The organism is Hydrogenophaga intermedia, from assembly GCF_023715105.1.
In the GTDB taxonomy this organism is placed as follows: Bacteria; Pseudomonadota; Gammaproteobacteria; order Burkholderiales; family Burkholderiaceae_C; genus Hydrogenophaga; species Hydrogenophaga intermedia_A.
Genome location: NZ_JAMBNO010000011.1, coordinates 111,000 through 130,766, shown reverse-complemented (window position 1 = coordinate 130,766; position 19,767 = coordinate 111,000). Strand labels below are relative to the sequence as shown.

Below are 19,767 nucleotides of genomic sequence, written 5' to 3'. Positions count from 1 at the left end.
GGAGTCGCCCGCATCGGCGCCGGTTTGTTCGGGCCGCGGCGGCCGCACAACGCGGGTCGCTGGCTAAAATCGCCGCCCGATCCGACCTACCCCACAGACCATGAAACTCATCGGTGCCGTCACCAGCCCCTACGTGCGCAAAGTCCGCATCGTCATGGCCGAGAAGAAACTGGACTATCAGTTCGTGCAGGAAGACGTCTGGTCGGCCGACACCACCATCGGTGCGTCCAACCCGCTGGGCAAGGTGCCTTGCCTGGTGATGGAAGGCGGCGAAGCGGTGTTCGATTCGCGGGTGATCGTCGAGTACCTCGACGGCCTGTCGCCCGTGGGCAAGCTCATTCCACCCAGCGGGCGTGAGCGCGCCGAAGTGAAGACCTGGGAGGCGCTGGCCGATGGCGTGCTCGACGCCGCCATCCTTGCGCGCCTGGAGGCCACCTGGCCGCACCGCAGCGCCGAGCAGCGCAGCCAGGCCTGGATCGAGCGCCAGATGGGCAAGATTCACGCATCGCTCAAGTCGATGAGCCAGGGCCTGGGCGACAAGCCTTTCTGCTCGGGCATCCACTTCAGCCTGTCCGACGTGGCGGTGGGTTGCGCGCTGGGCTACCTCGATTTCCGTTTTCCGGTGATCAGCTGGCGCAATGACTACCCCAATCTGGCCAAGCTGAGCGAGAAGCTCGCGCTGCGTCAGAGCTTCATCGACTCCAAACCGGCCTGAGTCGGCAGGCGCTCAGCCGTTCGCGCGGCGCTTGAGCCAACGCATCAACCCGCCCAGCAGCGGCAGCTTTTCGTACAGCTCCTCGGCCGCGTCCCAGTAGTCGCGGTGCTCGGCGATGCGCCCATCGGGCGCGAGCACCAGGTGCGAGCCGCCGCGCACCACCTGCTCCGCGTGCGTGTCGAAACGCCGAAAGCGGAAACGGAACTCCCACACCAGGAAGCACTGGTGGCCGTCGACGATGCGCTGCGTGACCACGAAGCGTGGTTTGTGAAGGCTCGCGTACATGTGCTCGAACACGCCGCGGATCGCCGGCACGCCGCGCACCTCGTTGAACGGGTCCTTGAAGCGCGCGTTCTCGGTGTAGAGCCGCGGCAGCTGGTCCAGTGCGGCGGGCGTGAGGCCTTCGTAGAAGTCCACCGCACGCTGCACCGCGGCTCGCATGTCGGTGGGCGTGCTCACAAGCCGGTGGCGCGGCGAACCAGCGCGAAGAAGGCCCGGTAGGGCAGCAGGCGCAACAGCTTCATCCAGGTGGTGAATCGTTTGGGAAAGTGGATCTCGAACTGCCCGCGCGACCAGCCGGCGAGCATCGCCTGCGCGGCCTGCTCGGGCGTGATCAGCGCCGGCATCTGGAAGTCATTCTGCGCCGTCAGCGGTGTCTGCACGAAACCCGGATGCACCACGCTCACGCCCAGGCCCTGCGGCGCGAGATCCAGATAGAGATTTTCCGCCAGGTGCGTGAGCGCGGCCTTGGTGGGCCCGTAGGCCAGGCTTTTCGGCAGGCCCCTGAAGCCGGCCACGCTGCTGATCAGGCACACATGCCCGCGGCCGCGCGCCAGCAGTGCCGGCAGCAGTCCGTTCAGCACGTTGAGCGCGCCCTCGTAGTTGATGGCCAGGTGGCGTTGCATTTCATCGCGATCGAATGCGTCGGCACGCATGCTGCGGTAGTGGCCGGCGCAATACACCATCAGGTCCAGCGGCCCCTGCGCCAGGATGGCGCGCGTGGCTTGCTCCACGGCGTCACGGTCGGTGACGTCCAGCGGCCAGGCCTGCGCGCCCGGATGCGCCTGCACGAAGGCTTCGAGCGCGGCTGCGCCGCGCGCCGACACCAGCACCTGCGCCCCTTGCGCATGCAGTGCGTGCGCGATCGCCGCGCCGATGCCGCTGGAGGCGCCCACCAGCCACACGCGCTGGCCGCGCCAGTCGGTCAGTGGCGGGTTCATGGGGCCGAACAAACCCGGGGAGCGCGTGCGGCGTGCCGCGCCATCGACCGGATCGGTCTGGCGCTGCACGGCGACGGGATGGCTGGCCATGGCTCACACCCCCCGCTTCACGAAGCTCAGCGTCACTTCGCCGAGGCGGATGCCGAACTTGCTCATGGTGGCCTTGTTGAGCATCACGCGCTCATCCATGAGGTACATCCAATCGTCGAACTGCACCTCGTAGGTCTTGCCATCCACCGGCAGCAGCAGCGTGTAGCCCCAGCGGAAGGCGTTGCCCGCGGTGCGCCCGCGCGCCTCGCCCAGCACGTCATCGGCGGTGCCGGTGTACTCGCCGTTGCCCAGGTGGCGCAGGCGCCAGATGCGCTTCTGGCGCTCGCCGTCCGAGTAGATGAAGTCCTCGTCGAGCACGCCCTCCTCGCCTTGCCAGGTGCAGCGCATCACCACGGTGAAGCGGCGCACCACCTTGCCCGAGCGGTCGGTGAACACGCCGTAGGCGTCAAGCACGCCATTGAAGTACTGGCGCAGGTCGAGCACCGGCTTCTCGCTCGAGTAGTCGGATACCTGGGGGCCGGCGCAGCCCGCCAGCGCGGTGGCGCCGGTGGCCAGGGTGGCGGTGAGCAGCAGTCGTCGTTGCATGGTCGGGTTTCTTTCAGTGGGAGGGCGCGCCTTGCCAGGCCGTGGGCGGCGGGGCGCGCAGCACCAGGCGCACCAGCGCTGCCGCGGCGAGCAGCTTGAGTACGCAGGGCAGCACGCAGTAGGCGATGGTCAGGGTCTGCAGGGCGGCCGCATCGCGCGCGCCTGGTGCGTAGCCGAAGAAGCCCAGCAGCGGCAGCGCCAGGCCCGCCGCCAGGGCCAGGTTGAGCTTGGCCGCGAAGTTCCACCAGCCGAAGTAGGCGCCCTCGGCCTTGCCGCGCTCGCCGAGTTGGCCGATGAGGCCCGCCAGCAGGGCGCCGGGCAGTGCAAGGTCGGTGCCCAGGGCGATGCCCGAGAGCGCGCACACCACGAGGAACAGCACCGCATCGCCCGCACCCAGCGTGGCCGCCCAGGCGAAGGTGACCACCGCCAGGACCATGCCCGCAAGCCAGGTGCGCGCCAGACCCAGGCGCGGCACCAGCCGAAGCCACAGCGGCATGGCCAGTGCGGCGCTCAGGAAGTACACACCCAGAAAGGCTGGCTCCAGCGCGGCGCTGGCCTGCAGGCGGTCCTGCACGAAGAACAGCACCAGCGTGGCCGGCACGGCGCTGGCGGTGCCGTTGAGCACGAACACCGCGAGCAGGCGGCGAAAGGCCGGCTCGCGCAGCGGGGAGCGCCCGGCACGCGCCACGGCCACGCCGCTGCTGTGCGGCACCAGGCTGCGTGCCCAGGCCCACCAGCCCAGCGCCAGCAGCAGTGCGAACGTGACCACCGTGGCGCCCAGACCCGCCACCGTCGGCAGCACCGCCGCCAGCAGCACGCCGAGCAGCGAAAGCGCCTCGCGCCAGGCCACCACCCGCGAGCGCTGCGCCTCGTTGCCGCCCAGGCGCGCGCCCCAGGCCTGGTGCGCCACCGAGACCACGCTGTACGCGGTGTAGGTGATGGCCATGACCACACCGGCCCAGGTGAGCAGCGGCGCGGCGCCTGCCGCCACCACGGCCGCGGGCGGGAAGAGCAGGCCCCACAGGCCCAGCGCCAGCACCACGGCGCTGGCTGCGGCCACCGCCAGCAGTGTGGCGTGTGAACGCGCTGCGAGGCGGTCGCACCAACGGCCGATCAGCGGATCAAGCACCGCGTCGATACCGCGGGCGGCGAGCAGCACGAAGCCGAGTGCGGCCAGCGGCGCGGCAAACGCGCGCGCGTAGTGGTTGGGCAGCAGCACGTACAACGGCAGGGCGACGAAGGCCAGCGGCAGGCCGAGCAGGCCGTAGCGCAGGCCATGGCGCCAGCCGCCCGGGGCCGTGAAGGCCGCCGCCGGTTCGTCGTGTGCGATCGGGAGCATGGGCGGGTTCGCGCTCAGCGCCCCGCGGGCGCTGCGGGCGTCGTCAGGGCCTGCAGCAGCGTCTCGCGCATGGCGGGTTGGGAGGTGCGTGGCGACAGCCAGATGCCGAAGAACAGGCGCGAGAACGCGTCGTCGTCCACCGCGCCGAGCAGGCGGCCGTTGAGGTAGAAGCGCGCGCCACTGCCCGGCACGTGCACGCCGGTAATGCGGTCGCCCGCCTTCACGTCGGGGAACAGACGCTGCATGGCCGCGAGCCAGCGCGTGGCGGTGGCCTCGTCGATGCTGGCCAGGCCGCGCATCTCGTCGATCGAGCGCTTGGCGATGTCGCCGCCTTCGAAGGCTCGCAGGTAGGCCAGCTCAAGCGCGAATCGTTGTTCGGCGAAGCGCAGCGCGTCGAAGCCGGCGCGCGCGTAGAGCGTGGCGTCGTACACCTGAAAACCCCAGACACGCAGGCGCGCCTGGCCCAGGGCTGCCTTGTCCTGCAGCGCGGCCGCGAGCGTTGCCTCAGGCTGCGTTTGTGTTTGCGCTTGCGCAGGCACCACCTCGCCCGCCAGCAGGGCGCCGGTCAGCAGGAGCAGGGCGGGGGTTCGCATCGCGCTCGTCTCAGGCGGGTTTGCGCAGCGTGAACTGCAGGACGTCCGTGCTGCCCTCGGCGAACGCGGCCTCGCAATAGGCGAGGTAGAACTCCCAGGTGCGCAGGAAGCGGGTGTCAAAGCCCAGCTTCAGCACCGCTTCCTGCTCGTGCAGGAAGCGCTCGCGCCACTGGCGCAACGTGCTCGCGTAGTCGGCACCGAAGGCGAATTCATCGACCACTTCCAGACCCGCACGCTCAGCCTGCTCGCGCACCGCGCCCGAGCTGGGCAGGCAACCGCCAGGGAAGATGTACTGCTGGATGAAGTCGGTGCCGCGCAGGTAGCGCTCGAAATGCCGGTCGGCGATCACGATGCTCTGGATGCAGGCGCGCCCGCCCGGCTTGAGCAGACGCGACACGGTCTCGAAGTACGTCGGCCAGTAGGCCTGGCCGACCGCCTCGAGCATCTCGATCGAGCAGATCGCATCGAACGGTGCGTCCTGGATGTCCCGGTAGTCCTGCAGCCGCAGGTCGGCGCGCTCGCCCGCGCCGATGCGCTGCAGGCGCGCCTTGGCGAAGGCCAGCTGTTCGGTGGACAGCGTCACGCCGACCACCGAGGCGTCGAACTCGGCCACCGCCTTCTCGGCCAGCGCGCCCCAGCCGCAGCCGATCTCGAGCACCCGGCTGCCCGGCTGCACGTCGGCCAGGCGCAGTGCACGGCGCACCTTGGCGTGTTGCGCCTCCTCCAGCGACAGATCGGGCGTCTCGTACCAGGCCGACGAATAGTTCATCGTGGTGTCGAGCCAGCGTTCGTAGAAGGCGTTGCCCAGGTCGTAGTGGGCGTGGATGTTCTTGCGGCTGTTGGCCTTGCTGTTGTGGTTGAGCAAGTGGCGGATGCGGTACACCAGGCGGCCGAGCCAGCTGCCGTGGATCACGTCCTCGACGCGGTGGCGGTTGTGCAGCATCACCTCGATCAGCGCCACCAGGTTGGGCGTGCTCCAGTCGCCTGCGATGTAGCCCTCGGCAAAACCGATGTCGCCCGACTTGAGCACCGCGGCACACACGTTCCAGTTGTGCAGTCGAATGCTGGCGTGGATACCTTCCGGGCGACCGAAGCGCTGCAGCGTACCGTCGGGCAGCGTGACGGTGAGGCTGCCGTGCTCAAGGCCCTGCAGCAGTCGCAGCACCGTGCGTGCGGCCGCGGGCGCGTTGCGGGGCAGGGTGAAACCGGCGGGATGGCGGGGCGCTGTGGTCGTGTTCATCGTGGATTCGATGGAAGGGCACTCGGAGAGGGAACCGCCGACACCGGATCGGCCGGTGCGGGGGGCAGACGGAAGAAGGGGGTTCGCTTGAGCCACAGGCGCAGCGCCTGCCAGTGGATGCGCGCGATCACGGCAAGCGTCATGGCCGGGTGTGACCACAGCGCGCGGCGCACGGTCTGGCGCGTCAGGGGCAGCAACTCGCCGCTCACGCTGGTGTTGAGCAGCGGCTGCGCCTGGGCCGGATCGTCGAAGTAGTCGATGCGCACCACCGTGCGGGCCGGCTTGTCGGGCGTCGCCGTGGTGCGCATGAACACGAAGCGATAGCGCCCCTGCACCGGGCAGAACGGCGAGACATGGAACACCTTGTCGGCCTCACATGGCTGGCCCAGACGCGGCGCATCCAGCAGGTAGCAATGCCGCTGGCCAAAGGTGTTGTTGACCTCGGCAAGCACCGCGCGCAGCGTGCCGTCGGCGCGCTCGCAGTACCAGAAGCTCACCGGCTTGAACACATAGCCCAGCACGCGCGGGTAGGTGTGCAGCCAGACCTCGCCATCGGCGTCGTCGATGCCGTGCGCGCGCAGCACCTCATCGATCCATGCCAGGCAGTCGTCACGCCCGTCGCCGTGATCGCGATCGTGAAAGCTCAGCGCTGCGAAGCGGTTGCGCGCCAGCGCGCCGTCACCCTGGCCCGCGTTCGCGCGCAGGCTGCGCAGCGGCAGCATCAGGAAATGCGTGGGGTAGGCGAACGCGTTGCGCCGGGGCCGCGTGCGCGCATGGCGCACCTGGCCAAAGCCGATCAGCGCGGTGGCGCTCAACGCCGCACCTCCACCAGCGGCGACGAGGCACCCGCTCCCGCGGGCGCAAGGCCGAGTCGCTCGATCACGCCGCGTGCCGCCTGCAGGCCCGCCTTGAGGCCATCCTCGTGAAAACCGTAGCCGCACCACGCGCCCGCGAACCAGGTGTGTTGCTGCCCTTGCAGCGCGGGCACGCGCGACTGCGCACGGATAGCGTCGATGTCGAACACCGGGTGGTCATAGTCCCAGGCACCCAGGACGTGTGCAGCGGCAATCTCGCGCTGCGGGTTGAGCGAGACGATCACCGGTTGTTCGACCGGCAGCGGCTGCAACTTGTTGAGCAGGTAATGCAGGCACACGCGCGCCGACTCCACCTCGCGCTGCGGTGCGCGCTCGTAGTTCCACGCCGACCAGGCGCGCCGCGCTGCCGGCAACACCGACGTGTCGGTGTGCAGCACCGCGCGGTTGGGCTGGTACCGGATCGCGCCGAGCACCTCGCGTTCCTGGGTCGACGCTTCATCGCCGAGGAGGCGAAGGGATTGATCGGTGTGGCAGGCCATGACCACCGCGTCGAAGCGGTCAACCTGGCCGTCGGTGATCACGCGCACCCCGTCGGCGTCGCGCACGATCTGTCGCACCGGCGTGGCCAGCCGGGCGTCGGCGATGCCGGCGACGATCTTCTGCACATACTGGCGCGCGCCGCCTGCCACCGTGTACCAGCGTGGGCGGTTGGCCACCTGGATGAGCCCGTGGTTGTGGCAGAAGCGCACCATGGTGGCCACGGGAAAGCGCAGCATCTGGTCGGTCGGGCAACTCCAGATGCAACCCAGCATGGGCAGGAAATACCAGTCGCGGAATTCGTTCGAGAAGCGTTGTTCGCGCAGGAAGTCGCCCAGCGGTTGCAGCAAGGGGCTGTCGGCTGCGAGATCGTCGCCGCGCTCGGCCAGCGCGGTGCACAGGCGGTTGAAGCGCAGGATCTCGGCCAGCATGCGCCAGAAGCGCGGGCGCAGCAGGTTGGCGCGCTGCGCGAACACGCTGGAGAGGTCGGAGCCGCTCCATTCAAGCGTGGTGCCGCGCGGGCCGGCGCCGCTGGCCTGCACCGAGAAGGACATGTCCGAGCCAGCGATCGGCACATCGAGCTTGGCAAACAGGGCCAGCAGGTTGGGGTAGGTGCGCTCGTTGAGCACCAGAAAGCCGGTGTCGACGCCGAAGGTGGTGGCATGGCCCTGAGCGTCGGGCAGCGTCACATCCACGGTGTGGGTGTGACCGCCGAACCAGGGGCCGGCCTCGAACAGGCTGACCTCGGCCAGGCCCTGCAGCGTGTGCGCCGCGGCCAGCCCGGCGATGCCCGAGCCGACGACGGCCACGCGCCGCCGCGCAGCGGGGCCACCAGGAGCGATGTGGGGATGGGACGGGTCTGTGTACATGGGCGACCCGTCAGACCCATGCGGCCGGCAGATGCCGGCTGCGGTTGAAAGAAATTGCTGCGAAGCGCCCCGAAACGAACAAGGGAGGGAGGGAGGAGGAGGAGAAGCGCCTCGGGATTGCAATCAGGCCATGACGGCCCGAGAGGCTTCGCAGCAGAAAACGGGAGTTGCCTGATACATCCCTCCTGCAACCGCGTGTTGGGACGCAACGGGCGGTCGGGAAGTTCCCCGGCCGATGCGGCAGGTGTGCGCGGTCAGTGGTGTGGGTGGGCATGAAAGATGAACTGATTGGTTTTCATCGATACTATGCAGTATGCAAATACCCGAGTCAAGCCAAATCGCGCACATGTCCCGGCTGCGGCGATGAAGCAGGCATTCCCCACCGGCGTCGGGGGCTGTGCCCATCGCCCGGCGCGCACCCCCCGCCTACAATCCTGCCCGTTTGCCGCGCCAGCCTTCGAGAGACCGCCATGCTTTACCCCGAACTCTTCAAGCAACTCGAGTCCGTCCGCTGGGACATGGAGAAGGACATCCCCTGGGCGCAGTTCGACCCAGCCAAGCTGACCGACGAGCAGGCGCAGACCATCAAGATGAATGCCATCACCGAGTGGGCGGCACTGCCGGCCACCGAGATGTTCCTGCGCGACAACCGCGACGACAGCGATTTCTCGGCCTTCATGTCGATCTGGTTTTTCGAGGAGCAAAAGCACTCGCTGGTGCTCATGGAGTACCTCAAGCGCTTCCGCCCCGACCTGGCCCCCACCGAGCAGGAACTGCACGACATCCGCTTCGAGTTCGACCCGGCCCCGGCGCTGGAGACGCTCATGCTCCACTTCTGTGGCGAGATCCGCCTCAACCACTGGTACCGCCGCGCGGCCGAGTGGCACACCGAGCCGGTGATCAAGCACATCTACACCACGCTCAGCCAGGACGAGGCCCGCCACGGCGGCGCATACCTGCGCTACATGAAGCGCGCCATCACGAAGTTCGGCGACGAGGCGCGTTCTGCCTTCGCCAAGGTGGGCGTGCTCATGGCCAGTGCGCGGCGCACCGCCCAGGCGCTGCACCCCACCAACCTGCACGTCAACAAGGCACTGTTCCCCAACGACACCATCCAGAGCCGCCTGCCCGACCCCGCGTGGCTGGAACACTGGCTGGACAAGCAGATTGCCTTCGACGCCGCCTGGGAGGGCAAGGTGGTCGAGCGCATCCTGCACAACCTCAGCCTGTTGATGGACAGCAGCTTCAAGTCGGTGCAGGAGCTCAACCGCTTCCGCAAGTCGCTCTCGGTGGGCGGCAGCGCCTTGCCGTCGACGGCCTGATTCAGGGCCTGCTGGCCCCAGCGGCCTGCCGCCGCGACCACCACGCCGCGAGCGCGCCCAACAGCGCAGCCAGCACCGCGCCCCAGAGCGCGCCACTCAGGTGCGCGGCCTGTACCACAGGCAATTCGGTGCCCAGGTCGTGTTGCAAAGGGTGCTGCCAGCCCCGCTCCATCAGCAACTTGACCGCGATCCCCGCGATCAGCAGGGCCCCCCAGGGCCTCGCCATGGGCGATGCGCCACCCAGCAGCAAATGCAGCCCGAGCACCGCAACGCCGGCGTGCAGCAGCCCTGACAGCCCGACCGCGTGGGTCACCTGCGGCCACCAGAGCAGGCTCAACTGCAGCAGTGGCCAGCTCAACGCCCAGGCCAGGGTGGCCGCCAGGGGCGGGCGCAGCACCCAGCCGGCGGCCGTGAGCGCGCCCAGCGCCAGCTGATTGCCGATCAGGTGCGGTGTGTTCAGGTGCACCCAGGCGCTGGTCCACAAGGTCCAGGGCTGGGCGGGCCACAGCTCGGCATACCAGGTCAGGGCCTGCACGGCGGGGGCATGCGCCCACCACAGCAGCATGCTGGCCACGCCGTGCAGGGCGCACAGCAGCAACCAAGCGCGCGAGCCCTTCATCGGCCGAGCACGAACTGCCAGAGACGGCGCACGGCCTGCGCCTCGGCCTGCAATTCCGTCGGCTCCACCTGCGTCGGGGCCTCGTCCAGACGCGCGCGGTGCTGTACCTGGCGCAGGCGCCGATAGGCATTGGCGGCGTCCTCGCCCACACCCGAGGGCAGCAGGCCGGCGGCCTCGGCGCGGCGTAGCAGGTTGATGTTGCCGGTGTTGGCGCGCAGCGCGGGGTGCTCGCGCGAGTGCAGCAGCACCAGGTACTGCACCACGAACTCCACGTCGACCATGCCGCCCGCGCTGTGTTTGACGTCGAAGCGTTCGCCGCGCACCGGGTGCGCAGCGCGTACCTTCTCGCGCATGGCCACGATCTCGTTGGCCAGGGCCGTGGCGTCGCGCGGCGCGGTGATCACCGCCTCGCGCACGGCGTCGAATCGCGCGGCCAGCGCCTCGTTGCCGAGCACGAAGCGCGCGCGCGTCATCGCCTGGTGTTCCCAGGTCCAGGCGGTGTTGCTGCCGCGCTGGGTCTGGTACTTCTCGTAGGCGTCGAAGCTGGTGACGAGCAGGCCGGAATTGCCGTTGGGCCGCAGGGCGGTGTCGATCTCGAACAGATCACCCTCGCCGGTCTTGACCTGCAGCCAGTTGATCATCTTGCGCACGAAGGCAGCGTAGATCTCGCTTGCGTTCTCGTCTTCGTCCTCGTAAACGAACACGATGTCCAGATCACTGCCGTAGCCCAGCTCTTTGCCCCCCAGTTTGCCGTAGCCGATGATGGCGAAGGCCGGCGTTTCCCGGTGGTGGTTCTTCAGGCGCTGCCAGCACCAGCGGGCCGTCAGGCGCAGCACCGCGTCGGCCAGCGCGGAGAGGTCATCGGCCACCTCCTCCACCGTGAGTTTGCCTTCCACGTCGCGCGCCAGGGTGCGGAAGGTCTCGGCATGGTGGGCTCGGCGCAGCAGGTTGAGCAGCGCCTCCTCGTCGTCCTCACCGGTGGTGCGAAGCGAGGCACGGCGCGACTCGCACTCCGCCTCGAACGCCGCGGCGTCAAAGCGTTCGGCCAGCAGTTGCTGGCTCGCGAGTTCGTCGATCACGCCGGGATGCTGGATCAGGTAGCGCGCCGGCCACTTGGCCGCGCCCAGCAGGCGCAACAGGCGCTCGTGCACCGATGGCCGCTCCTGCAGCAGCGCCAGATAGCTCTCGCGCCGCAGCAGCGGCTCGATCCAGTCGGCCATGCGCAGCGCGGCGAGTTCGCTCACGCGGCCTTCGTCGATCCAGGCGCCGGTGCGTTGCACCAGCCGCACCAGGCGCAGGCGGGCGTCCTCGCGCAGGGCCAGCACGCGCGGGTGCGTGCGCCACAGCTTCAGCCGCTCGGCCAGCGCCGCGGGCAGCGTGGCGAGCGCGCTGGCGAAGTCGTCCTCCGCGCTGCGCGGCGCACCGCCATTGCAGCCTTTGCCCTTGCAGTTGCCCTGACCGTTGCCGAGCAGGGTGTCGAATTCTTCGGCCACCAGTTCGCGGTGCGCATCCAGCGCGTGCAGGAAGGCGCAGGCGTTGGCAAAGCCCATCGTGGCTGCGATCCAGGCCAGGTCTTCGTCGCGCTCGGGGATCAGGTGGGTCTGCTGGTCGTCCAGGTACTGGATGCGGTGCTCCACCTTGCGCAGGAACTCGTAAGCCTGGGCCAGCGCCGCAGCCTTCTCGAGCGGCATGAGCCCGGCCTTGCTCACCCGCTGCAATGCATCCAGCGTCGGGCGGGTGCGCAGTTCGGGGAACTGCCCGCCGCGCACCACCTGCAGCAGTTGCACCGTGAACTCGATCTCGCGGATGCCGCCGCGCGAGAGCTTCACGTCGTTGGCGCGCCCCGGGTTGCCCGCCGCGCGCTTGGCCGCATGGTCGCGGATCTGCCGGTGCAGCACGCGCAGCGACTCGAACACGCCGTAGTCGAGGTAGCGGCGGAACACGAAGGGCAGCACCGTGGCGCGCAAGGCCTGCATGCCATCGGCATCGATCGCATCGGCCGGCGCGATCACGCGGCTCTTGAGCCAGGCGAAGCGTTCCCACTCGCGCCCCTGTACCAGGAAATACTCCTCCAGGGCGCCCAGCGACAACACGCTTGGCCCCGAGTTGCCGTTGGGCCGCAGTGCCAGGTCGACGCGGAACACGTTGCCGTGCTCGGTGGTGTCGCCCACCGTCTGGAAGATGTGCTTGACCGCCTTGGCGAAGTACTCGTGGTTGCTCAGCCGCTGGCGTCCCTCGGCGTTGCCGGTGGTTTCACCGTCGTGGTCGTAGACGTAGATCAGGTCGATGTCGCTCGACACATTGAGCTCGCGTGCGCCGAGCTTGCCCATGCCGATGACCCAGAGCTGCGCCCGCTGGCCGCTGCCATCGGCCACCGGCATGCCGTGCACGGCATCAAGCTCGGCGAAGGCCAGGCGGCAGGCCTCGTCCAGCGCGAGCTCGGCAAGTTCGGTGACGGCGCGCGTGACGGCCTGCAGCGGGGCGCCCTGCTCGCAATCGATCACCACCAGCCGCTCGAGCACCAGTTGGCGCAACACACGCAGCGCGGCCGGCAGCGGCAGACCCCGGGTGCCCGTCAGGGCCGTCAGGCAGGCGCGCATCGCGTTCTTGTCGGGCTCGCCCGGCGGCAGGCATGCGAGCTCGTCGGCATAGCGCCGGCGGATCCGCTGGACAAAGCGCGCGTGGTCGGCCGTGGCAGCCATGCGATGGGGGTTCACATTCGTTGACAAGAAGTGCTCACCGATGTCGGAACCCGGGCCGGGAGGCCTCGTCATAATTCGCGATGGACATGATGCGTTTCCCAGCGGCCAGCGACACGCGCAACGAAGACACCGTTGCGGCCGGCCGCGCATTGCGGTGGTGGGCGCTTGCCACGCGCGTGCTGTTGTGGCTGCTGGCCGGCCTGTGGGGCATCTTCCTGCTGACGTGGGTCGTTTTGCAGGCGTGGATTGTGCCGCGGATCGAAAACTGGCGCCCCGACCTTGAGCGTTGGGCGACCCGCGCAGTCGGGGTTGAGGTCCGCATCGCAGCGATCCGGCCCTTGCCCGGCGCCGGCGCCATCCCCGGCCTGCCCCCGCTGGTGCCCTCCTTCGAGCTGCGCGACGTGCAGTTGCTCGATGCCGGCGGACGATCCGCACTGCAGTTGCCGGTGGTGCGCGGTGCGGTCTCGGTCGCCTCACTGTGGCGTGGTGGCTTCGAGCAGATTCACATCGATCAGCCGGTGCTGGACGTGCGCCGCCTGATCGATGGCCGCATCCAGGTGGCCGGCATCGACCTCTCGGGCCCGGGCGGCGGCGGCAGCCCGGTGGCCGACTGGTTCTTCGACCAGGCCGAGTTCGTGGTCCGCGGGGGCACCGTGCGCTGGCTCGACGAACAGCGCGCGCAGCCACCGGTGCTGCTGGGCGACCTCGATTTCGTGGCGCGCAACGGCCACCGCACGCACGACCTGCGCCTGGACGCCACGCCCGAGCCCACCTGGGGCGATCGCTTCACCCTGCGCGCCCAGCTGCGTGAGCCGCTGCTGCGCCTGCCCGGTGCCCGGTCCGGCACCACGCCCTGGCACGACTGGAGCGGCCAGCTCTACGCCGAGCTGCCGCGCGCCGACGTGGCCCAGCTGCGCAGCCATGTCGACCTGAGCGATTGGGGCGTGCAGGTGCGCAGCGGCCAGGGTGCGCTGCGCACCTGGGCGCGGCTGCAGCGCGGCCAGCTCGATGGCATCACGCTGGACGCCGCGCTCACCGGCGTGGACCTGCAGCTCGGCCCCGAGCTGCCTCCCTTGGCGCTCGACGAACTCGATGGCCGGCTGGAGGCGTCCTGGAGCGACACCGACTGGACCGTGGGCACCGAGCGGTTGGCCTTTCGCACCCCCGAGGGGCTGCGCTGGAACGGGGGCACCGTGCGCGTGACGCACCGGCCCGCCCGGGAACGCCAGGGGCCGCGCACCGCCGTGCAGGCACAGGGGGTGGACCTGGCCACGCTGGCTGCCATGGCCGAGCGCTTGCCGCTGCCCGCGGACGCGCGCGGCTGGCTCGCGCGCCTGCAGCCGCGCGGCCGGCTCGACGACATCGACCTGCTGTGGCAGGCGCGCGGCAGCGGCCCGATGGCCGAGCACGTGGTCGCGCGCGCGAAGGGGCGCGTGAGCGGCCTGGCGCTCAGTGGCGAGCCCAGTGGCCAGCGCTCGCACAGCGGGCGCTTCCCGCTGCCCGGACGCCCCGGTGTGCAAGGCGCCGACATCACGTTCGAGCTGGATCAGGACGGCGGGCGCGCACAGCTCGCGTTGCGCCAGGGGGCGCTCGACTTCCCCGACGTGTTCGAGAACCCGCGCATCGACCTCGAACGGCTCGACGTGCGTCTGCGCTGGCGGCTGCAGGGCGATCGCATCGAGGTCGATCTCGACGAAGGCAGCTTCGCCAATGCGCATGCCGAGGGCACGTTGCGGGCGAGCTGGCACACCGGCGACCCCGCCACCAGCCCGGCGCGCTCGCGCTTTCCGGGGGTGCTCGACCTCACCGCGCAACTCACACGCGCCGAGGGCACCGCGGTGCACCGCTACCTGCCCCTGAGCGTGCCCGAGAGCGCGCGGCGCTATGTGCGCGAGGCCGTGATCGCCGGCAGCGCACGGGACGCGGCTTTTCGCATCCAGGGCGAGGTCTGGGACATGCCCTTCAACGAAGCGCAACACACGGCGGGTACGTTTCGCATCAGCGCTGCGCTGGAGGGTGTGGACTTCGATCACCTGCCTTCCTACCTGCAAGCGGCCGGCGATGCGCCCTGGCCAGGCGTGCGCGGCGCGCGTGCGCGGTTCGAGCTCGATCGCGCCGCGCTGCGCATCACCGGCATCGAAGGCCGCATCGCCGCCGCCGACGGTGTTCGGCTCGATCAGGGTTCCGTGGTGGTCGAGGACCTTGTGCACGTCCCCGTGGTGCAGGTGGGCCTGCGCGCGCAGGGGCCCGGCGCGTCGCTGCTCGGGCACGTTCAGCGCACACCGGTCAACGACTACACCCAGCGGGCGCTGGCCCAGGCCAGCGCGAGCGGTCCGGCGAGCACCGAGTTGCAGCTCGACCTGCCGCTGAACGATCTGGCCGCCACGCGGGTGCGCGGTTCGGTGCAGCTCGATGGCACCGACCTGCGCATCACTCCGGCATCGCCCCTGCTGGCACGTGCGCGCGGCAAGCTCAGCTTCTCCGAAAACGGCTTTGCTTTCAGCGGTGCCCGCGCGCAGGTGCTGGGTGGCGAGCTGGTGTTCGACGGCAGCTTGCGCCCGGACGCCCAGGGCCAGCCCCTGCTGCAGTTCCGCGGGCAGGGCAGCGCCAGTGCCGTCGGCCTGCGCGAAGGCGGTCTGGGCGCTGCGTCGGCGTTGTTTGCCCACGCCAGTGGCAGCACCCCCTACGCGGTGCAGCTGGGTTTTCGCGGCGGCGAACCCGAGCTGCGCATCAGCAGCACGTTGCAGGGGTTGAGCCTGCAACTGCCCGCGCCGCTGGCCAAACCGGCTGAGGCCAGCTGGCCGCTGCGCTACGACAGCAGCGTGACGGCACTGCAAGCCGACGGCCGCGCCGCGCGCGAGCGCACGCTGCTCACCCTCGGCCCGGCCAACCTTCCCGTGCTTGATCTGCATCTCGAACGCGATCTCGGCGCGGGCGCGGCAAACGCCGCGCCGGGCCCGCGCGGCAGCATCGCCGTGGGCCTGCCGGCGGGGGAGCGCGCGCCGCTGCCGGAGCAGGGCATCGCCGTGCAGGCGCGCGTTGGTGAACTCGATGTGGACGCCTGGCGCCGGCTGGCTGGCAGCAACGCACTGCCTCCCGGCGAAGCCACGGCCTGGCTGCCCGCGCGCGTGTCGTTACAGGCCGACGCCATCACCGTGGACGGACGGCGCTTCCAGCGCGTGTTGCTGGGGGCATCGCGGGAAGGGGCGTTGTGGCGTGCCAGCGTGGAAGCCGACGAGCTCAACGGTTACGTGGAGTTCCGCCCCGCGGGCGGCACCGGTGTGGCCGGTGCGGAGGGTGCGGGCAGCGTGTACGCGCGGCTGGCGCGGCTCACGCTGCCCAAGGCTGCGCCGCGTGAGGTCGAGCGCCTGCTGGAGCAGCCCACGACCGTGCCCGCGCTCGACATCGCGGTGGACGAGCTGCAATGGGACGGGCGCTCGCTTGGCCGTGTGGAGATCGACGCCGTGAACCGCGGTGCCGGCCCGGCGCGCGTGGGGGAATGGCGCTTGAACGCGCTGCGCGCCACCCTGCCCGAGGCCAGGCTCACCGCGAGCGGCAACTGGGCGCCCATGGCGGCGCAGGCCGATGGCGGCTCGCCCGGGCAGCGCCGCACCGCGCTGCAGTTCCGCCTGGACGTGCAGGACAGCGGGGCCCTGCTCACGCGCTTCGGTCGTGAGGGGCTGGTGCGTGGCGGGCGTGGTCGCCTTGAGGGCAGCATCGGCTGGCTCGGCACGCCGTTCTCGATCGACCTGCCCACGCTGGCGGGTCAGATGAAGCTCGACGTGGAGCGCGGCCAGTTTCTCAAGGCCGACCCGGGCGCCGGGCGCCTGCTCGGCGTGCTCAGCCTGCAGGCCCTGCCGCGCCGCCTGGTGCTCGACTTCCGCGACGTCTTCTCCGAAGGCTTTGCGTTCGATTTCGTGCGCGGCGACGCGCGCGTCGAGCGCGGCGTGCTGTTCACCAACAACCTGCAGATGAAGGGCGTGAACGCAGCCGTGCTGATGGAAGGCTCGGCCGACGTCGCGCGCGAGACGCAGGACCTCAAGGTCGTGGTGGTGCCCGAACTGAACGCCGGCACCGCCTCGCTGATCGCGAGCGCCATCAACCCGGCGGTCGGGCTGGGCACGTTCCTCGCCCAGTTCCTGTTGCGCCAGCCCCTTCAAAGTGCGGCCACGCAGGAGTTCCATGTCAGCGGCAGCTGGGCCGACCCGCAGGTCCAGAAGATCGCGCGCAACCCCGCGCCAGCCCCTGCCACGCCCACACCCACGCTGCAGTAAGCTCGACCGCTCCCCCTCACCGCTGTCACAGGAAGCCGCATGAAAGTCGCCGCCCTTCAGATGGTCTCGGGCATCAGCCTGGACGCCAACCTCAGCGAAGCCCTGCGCCTGCTGCGCCAGGCCGCCGCCGCCGGTGCCGAACTCGCGGTGCTGCCCGAGTACTTCTGCTTCATGGGCGCGCGCGACGAGGACAAGCTCGTGATCGCCGAAACGCCGGGACTGGGCCGCGTGCAGGATTTCCTCAGCGACGCCGCGCGCGATCTCAAGCTCACCATCGTGGGCGGCACGCTGCCCATGGCCACCGACGATCCGACGCACGCCGCCAACGCCTCGCTGGCCTTCGACGCCAAGGGCCATCCCATCAGCCGCTACGACAAGATCCACCTGTTCCGCTACGACAACGGTCGCGAGCGCTACGACGAAGCCGCGGTGCTGCGCGCCGGCGACACGCCCACCAGCTTCGAGCTGCGCGACCGCGACGGCCAGGTCTGGCGCATCGGCCAAAGCGTGTGCTACGACCTGCGATTTGCCGAGCTCTATCGCATGCTGGGCGCCGAAGTACTGCTGGTGCCCGCGGCCTTCACCCACACCACCGGATCGGCGCACTGGGAGGTGCTGCTGCGTGCGCGCGCCATCGAGAACCAGGCCTACGTGATCGCCAGTGCGCAGGGGGGCCTGCACGAGAACGGCCGGCGCACCTGGGGCCACAGCATGGTGATCGACCCGTGGGGCCATGTCATGGCCTTGCAGGCCGAAGGCCCGGGCGTGGTGCTGGCCGACATCGACATGGCGCGGCTGCGCCAGGTGCGCGAGCAACTGCCCTCCTTGCAGCACCGTGTGTTGACGTGAAATCGCCCAGGTGGCCACTGTGGGGGGCGCTGCTGCTGCTGGTGGCGGCGCTGCTCACGGTGCTGGTCTTCCTGGCGGCGGAGTACGAAGTCGGGCGCGATCAGGCCGCGCTCGAGCAGGACACGCTCGACGTGGCCAGCGACATCCGCAGCAACCTGCTGCGCAACGTGCAGACCCTGCAGTCGTTGCACGCCTTCTCGCCCACTCCACAGAGCTGGGAGGTGCCCGCGGCCGAGACGCTGGCGGCGCAGCGCGAGATCGTGCGGCTGGAGTGGCGCGACACCGCGCTGCGCCCGTTGGCCCAGCGCCAGTCGCCCTACACCGGTGATGTGTTCGGCGTGCTCGGGCGCGAGCAGGCCCTGCCCGAGGTGCGCCAGGCCTGCGATGCGGCGCGCCGCCTCTCCGGCCCGGCCTACTCGTCGAGCTACTTCTGGCCGCTGCGCGATGGGCGCGGCATGGAGCTCATGGAGCTGTGCCTGCCGCTCAGCGAGGCCGGCGTGGCACGGGGATTTCTCGTCGCCACCTACAGTCTGCGCGGGTTGCTCGCCGAGCTGGCCGATCTGGCCCAGGTGCGCGGACGCGGCCTGAGCTTTGCCGATGTGGACGGCACGCGGCTGGCGGTACACAGCCTGCTCGCCAGCACGCGCCGCACCCTGCGTGCACAGACGCTGATCGACTTGCCGGGCCACACCTTGCTGCTCCAGCTGGAGAGCACGCGCCGCGCGCTGGGCCTGTTCCCCAACGTGCTCACCGCGGTGGTGGGCGCACTGTCGCTGGCATTGCTGGCGGTGCTGTACCTGCTCGCGCGCGACATGCGCCGGCGCCAGCACGCCGAGGAGCGCGCGGCCGAGGCGCTGGCGTTTCGCAAGGCGATGGAGGATTCGCTCGTCACCGGCCTGCGTGCGCGCGACATGACGGGGCGCATCACCTATGTGAACCCCGCCTTCTGCCAGATGGTGGGCCTGTCTGCCGAACAGCTCATCGGCACCGGCCTGCCCGCGCCCTGGTGGCCGCCCGAACTGGTCGACGAATACCAGCAGCGCCAGGCTGTGCGCCTGGCCGGCCAGACGCTGCCGCGCGAGGGCTACGAATCGGTGTTCCAGCGCAGCGACGGCACACGCTTTCCGGTGCTCATCATCGAGGCCCCGCTGATCGATGCGCGCGGGGTGCAAACCGGCTACATGAGCGCCATCATCGACCTCACCGAGCAGCGCCGGGTGGAAGAGCTCAACCGCGCCTCGCAGGACAAGCTGCAGGCCACCGCGCGCCTGGCCACCGTGGGCGAGATGGCCTCGCTCATCAGCCACGAACTCAACCAGCCGCTGGCGGCGATTGCGAGCTACGCCAGCGGCACGCTCAACCTGCTGCAGCACGACGCCCGCACCGCTGCCGACCCCGACATCGCCGGCGCGATCCGGCGCATTGCCGAGCAGGCCGAGCGCGCGGGCCGCGTGATCCGCAGCGTGGCCGACTTCGTGCGCCGGCGCGATCAGGTGCGTGAGGCGGTCGCGCCGCAACGCCTGATCGACGGCATCAACACGCTGCTGACCTTGCAGGCCAAGAAGCAGAGCATCCGGGTGGCAATCGACATCGCCCCCGGCACGCCCGCCGTGCACTGCGACCGAACCATGGTCGAGCAGGTGTTGCTCAACCTAGCGCGCAACGGCATGCAGGCCATGCCGATGGGCGATCCGTCCACCGCCAGTGGCCTGCGCCTGCTGCGCATCGCCATCGCGCCGGTGCCCGAGCGCGACGGGGCGCCGCCGCGCTGGGTGCGCTTTGACGTCATCGATCACGGCCAGGGCCTGTCGGCCGAGGCAGCCGAGCGCCTGTTCACGCCTTTCTTCACCACCAAGGCCGAGGGCATGGGCCTGGGCCTGAGCCTGTGTCGCACGGTGGTCGAACAGCACGGCGGCGTGCTCACCGGCGAGCCGTCACCACCGCGCGGCATGCGCTTTTCCTTCACGCTGCCGGTCGCGCCCGGACAGGGCGGGGCCGCGCAAGCGGCTGCCACCGCGGCCTCGGCCTGATCCGGTC

15 protein-coding genes are annotated in these 19,767 nt (G+C 70.1%); 5 read left to right on the top strand and 10 right to left on the bottom strand.

Annotated features, from left to right (window positions below; all coding sequences use genetic code 11):
* Window positions 1-100 precede the first annotated feature (100 nt).
* Window positions 101-715 carry a glutathione S-transferase N-terminal domain-containing protein gene (locus M3149_RS12180; protein ID WP_251709799.1) on the top strand — a complete coding sequence of 205 codons (615 nt, stop codon included), beginning with the start codon at window positions 101-103 and terminating at the stop codon, window positions 713-715.
* A 12-nt stretch (window positions 716-727) separates the two neighbouring features.
* On the opposite strand, the gene M3149_RS12175 is transcribed toward M3149_RS12180, so the two are convergent.
* The 8 genes from M3149_RS12175 to M3149_RS12140 form a co-directional block, all read right to left on the bottom strand.
* On the bottom strand, window positions 728-1,156 hold the full coding sequence (locus tag M3149_RS12175; protein WP_251709857.1) for a nuclear transport factor 2 family protein: 429 nt from the start codon (window positions 1,154-1,156) through the stop codon (window positions 728-730).
* A gap of 14 nt (window positions 1,157-1,170) precedes the next feature.
* Complete coding sequence (locus M3149_RS12170) at window positions 1,171-1,935, bottom strand: SDR family NAD(P)-dependent oxidoreductase (protein WP_251709856.1); 765 nt, start codon at window positions 1,933-1,935, stop codon at window positions 1,171-1,173.
* 93 nt (window positions 1,936-2,028) lie between these two features.
* On the bottom strand, window positions 2,029-2,571 hold the full coding sequence (locus M3149_RS12165; protein WP_251709798.1) for a DUF3833 domain-containing protein: 543 nt from the start codon (window positions 2,569-2,571) through the stop codon (window positions 2,029-2,031).
* 13 nt (window positions 2,572-2,584) lie between these two features.
* Window positions 2,585-3,910: an MFS transporter gene (locus M3149_RS12160; RefSeq protein WP_251709796.1), complete on the bottom strand. Its 1,326-nt coding sequence runs from the start codon at window positions 3,908-3,910 to the stop codon at window positions 2,585-2,587.
* A 14-nt stretch (window positions 3,911-3,924) separates the two neighbouring features.
* Window positions 3,925-4,503, bottom strand: coding sequence for a chalcone isomerase family protein (locus M3149_RS12155; RefSeq protein ID WP_251709795.1), 579 nt, complete (start codon window positions 4,501-4,503; stop codon window positions 3,925-3,927).
* Window positions 4,504-4,513: 10 nt separating this feature from the next.
* Window positions 4,514-5,743, bottom strand: a complete 1,230-nt coding sequence (locus tag M3149_RS12150) for a class I SAM-dependent methyltransferase (RefSeq protein ID WP_251709793.1) — start codon at window positions 5,741-5,743, stop codon at window positions 4,514-4,516.
* Window positions 5,740-6,558, bottom strand: a complete 819-nt coding sequence (locus M3149_RS12145) for a DUF1365 domain-containing protein (protein WP_251709791.1) — start codon at window positions 6,556-6,558, stop codon at window positions 5,740-5,742. The genes M3149_RS12150 and M3149_RS12145 overlap by 4 nt, the downstream gene beginning before the upstream one ends.
* Window positions 6,555-7,964 (bottom strand): NAD(P)/FAD-dependent oxidoreductase, encoded by a 1,410-nt coding sequence (locus M3149_RS12140; RefSeq protein WP_251709789.1) that lies wholly within the window; start codon window positions 7,962-7,964, stop codon window positions 6,555-6,557. The genes M3149_RS12145 and M3149_RS12140 overlap by 4 nt, the downstream gene beginning before the upstream one ends.
* Before the next feature lie 470 nt (window positions 7,965-8,434).
* Here M3149_RS12140 and M3149_RS12135 point away from each other — a divergent pair, with 470 nt between their 5' ends.
* Window positions 8,435-9,286 carry a ferritin-like domain-containing protein gene (locus tag M3149_RS12135; protein WP_251709787.1) on the top strand — a complete coding sequence of 284 codons (852 nt, stop codon included), beginning with the start codon at window positions 8,435-8,437 and terminating at the stop codon, window positions 9,284-9,286.
* A 1-nt stretch (window position 9,287) separates the two neighbouring features.
* On the opposite strand, the gene M3149_RS12130 is transcribed toward M3149_RS12135, so the two are convergent.
* The gene (locus M3149_RS12130; RefSeq protein ID WP_251709785.1) at window positions 9,288-9,905 is read right to left on the bottom strand and encodes a hypothetical protein; all 618 of its coding nucleotides are present in this window, start codon (window positions 9,903-9,905) and stop codon (window positions 9,288-9,290) included.
* Window positions 9,902-12,607, bottom strand: coding sequence for a bifunctional [glutamate--ammonia ligase]-adenylyl-L-tyrosine phosphorylase/[glutamate--ammonia-ligase] adenylyltransferase (gene glnE / locus M3149_RS12125; protein ID WP_251709783.1), 2,706 nt, complete (start codon window positions 12,605-12,607; stop codon window positions 9,902-9,904). Before glnE ends, M3149_RS12130 begins: the two co-directional genes overlap by 4 nt.
* 86 nt (window positions 12,608-12,693) lie before the next feature.
* On the opposite strand from glnE, the gene M3149_RS12120 reads away from it, so the two are divergent.
* From M3149_RS12120 to M3149_RS12110, 3 genes are read left to right on the top strand one after another with little or no spacing between them, the layout of a single operon-like run.
* Window positions 12,694-16,881 (top strand): YhdP family protein, encoded by a 4,188-nt coding sequence (locus M3149_RS12120; RefSeq protein ID WP_251709781.1) that lies wholly within the window; start codon window positions 12,694-12,696, stop codon window positions 16,879-16,881.
* 39 nt (window positions 16,882-16,920) lie between these two features.
* Window positions 16,921-17,730, top strand: coding sequence for a carbon-nitrogen hydrolase family protein (locus M3149_RS12115; protein WP_251709779.1), 810 nt, complete (start codon window positions 16,921-16,923; stop codon window positions 17,728-17,730).
* The gene (locus tag M3149_RS12110; protein WP_251709777.1) at window positions 17,727-19,760 is read left to right on the top strand and encodes a PAS domain S-box protein; all 2,034 of its coding nucleotides are present in this window, start codon (window positions 17,727-17,729) and stop codon (window positions 19,758-19,760) included. Before M3149_RS12115 ends, M3149_RS12110 begins: the two co-directional genes overlap by 4 nt.
* Window positions 19,761-19,767: the final 7 nt, after the last annotated feature.

What these genes read in the sequence shown, in the direction of transcription:
- M3149_RS12120 (WP_251709781.1), top strand. Translation starts at nt 12,694, where the DNA reads ATGATGCGTTTCCCAGCGGCCAGCGACACGCGCAACGAAGACACCGTT.
- M3149_RS12135 (WP_251709787.1), top strand. Translation starts at nt 8,435, where the DNA reads ATGCTTTACCCCGAACTCTTCAAGCAACTCGAGTCCGTCCGCTGGGAC.
- M3149_RS12165 (WP_251709798.1), bottom strand. Translation starts at nt 2,571, where the DNA reads ATGCAACGACGACTGCTGCTCACCGCCACCCTGGCCACCGGCGCCACC.
- M3149_RS12170 (WP_251709856.1), bottom strand. Translation starts at nt 1,935, where the DNA reads ATGAACCCGCCACTGACCGACTGGCGCGGCCAGCGCGTGTGGCTGGTG.
- glnE (WP_251709783.1), bottom strand. Translation starts at nt 12,607, where the DNA reads ATGGCTGCCACGGCCGACCACGCGCGCTTTGTCCAGCGGATCCGCCGG.
- M3149_RS12160 (WP_251709796.1), bottom strand. Translation starts at nt 3,910, where the DNA reads ATGCTCCCGATCGCACACGACGAACCGGCGGCGGCCTTCACGGCCCCG.
- M3149_RS12175 (WP_251709857.1), bottom strand. Translation starts at nt 1,156, where the DNA reads ATGCGAGCCGCGGTGCAGCGTGCGGTGGACTTCTACGAAGGCCTCACG.
- M3149_RS12130 (WP_251709785.1), bottom strand. Translation starts at nt 9,905, where the DNA reads ATGAAGGGCTCGCGCGCTTGGTTGCTGCTGTGCGCCCTGCACGGCGTG.
- M3149_RS12150 (WP_251709793.1), bottom strand. Translation starts at nt 5,743, where the DNA reads ATGAACACGACCACAGCGCCCCGCCATCCCGCCGGTTTCACCCTGCCC.
- M3149_RS12155 (WP_251709795.1), bottom strand. Translation starts at nt 4,503, where the DNA reads ATGCGAACCCCCGCCCTGCTCCTGCTGACCGGCGCCCTGCTGGCGGGC.
- M3149_RS12140 (WP_251709789.1), bottom strand. Translation starts at nt 7,964, where the DNA reads ATGTACACAGACCCGTCCCATCCCCACATCGCTCCTGGTGGCCCCGCT.
- M3149_RS12115 (WP_251709779.1), top strand. Translation starts at nt 16,921, where the DNA reads ATGAAAGTCGCCGCCCTTCAGATGGTCTCGGGCATCAGCCTGGACGCC.
- M3149_RS12180 (WP_251709799.1), top strand. Translation starts at nt 101, where the DNA reads ATGAAACTCATCGGTGCCGTCACCAGCCCCTACGTGCGCAAAGTCCGC.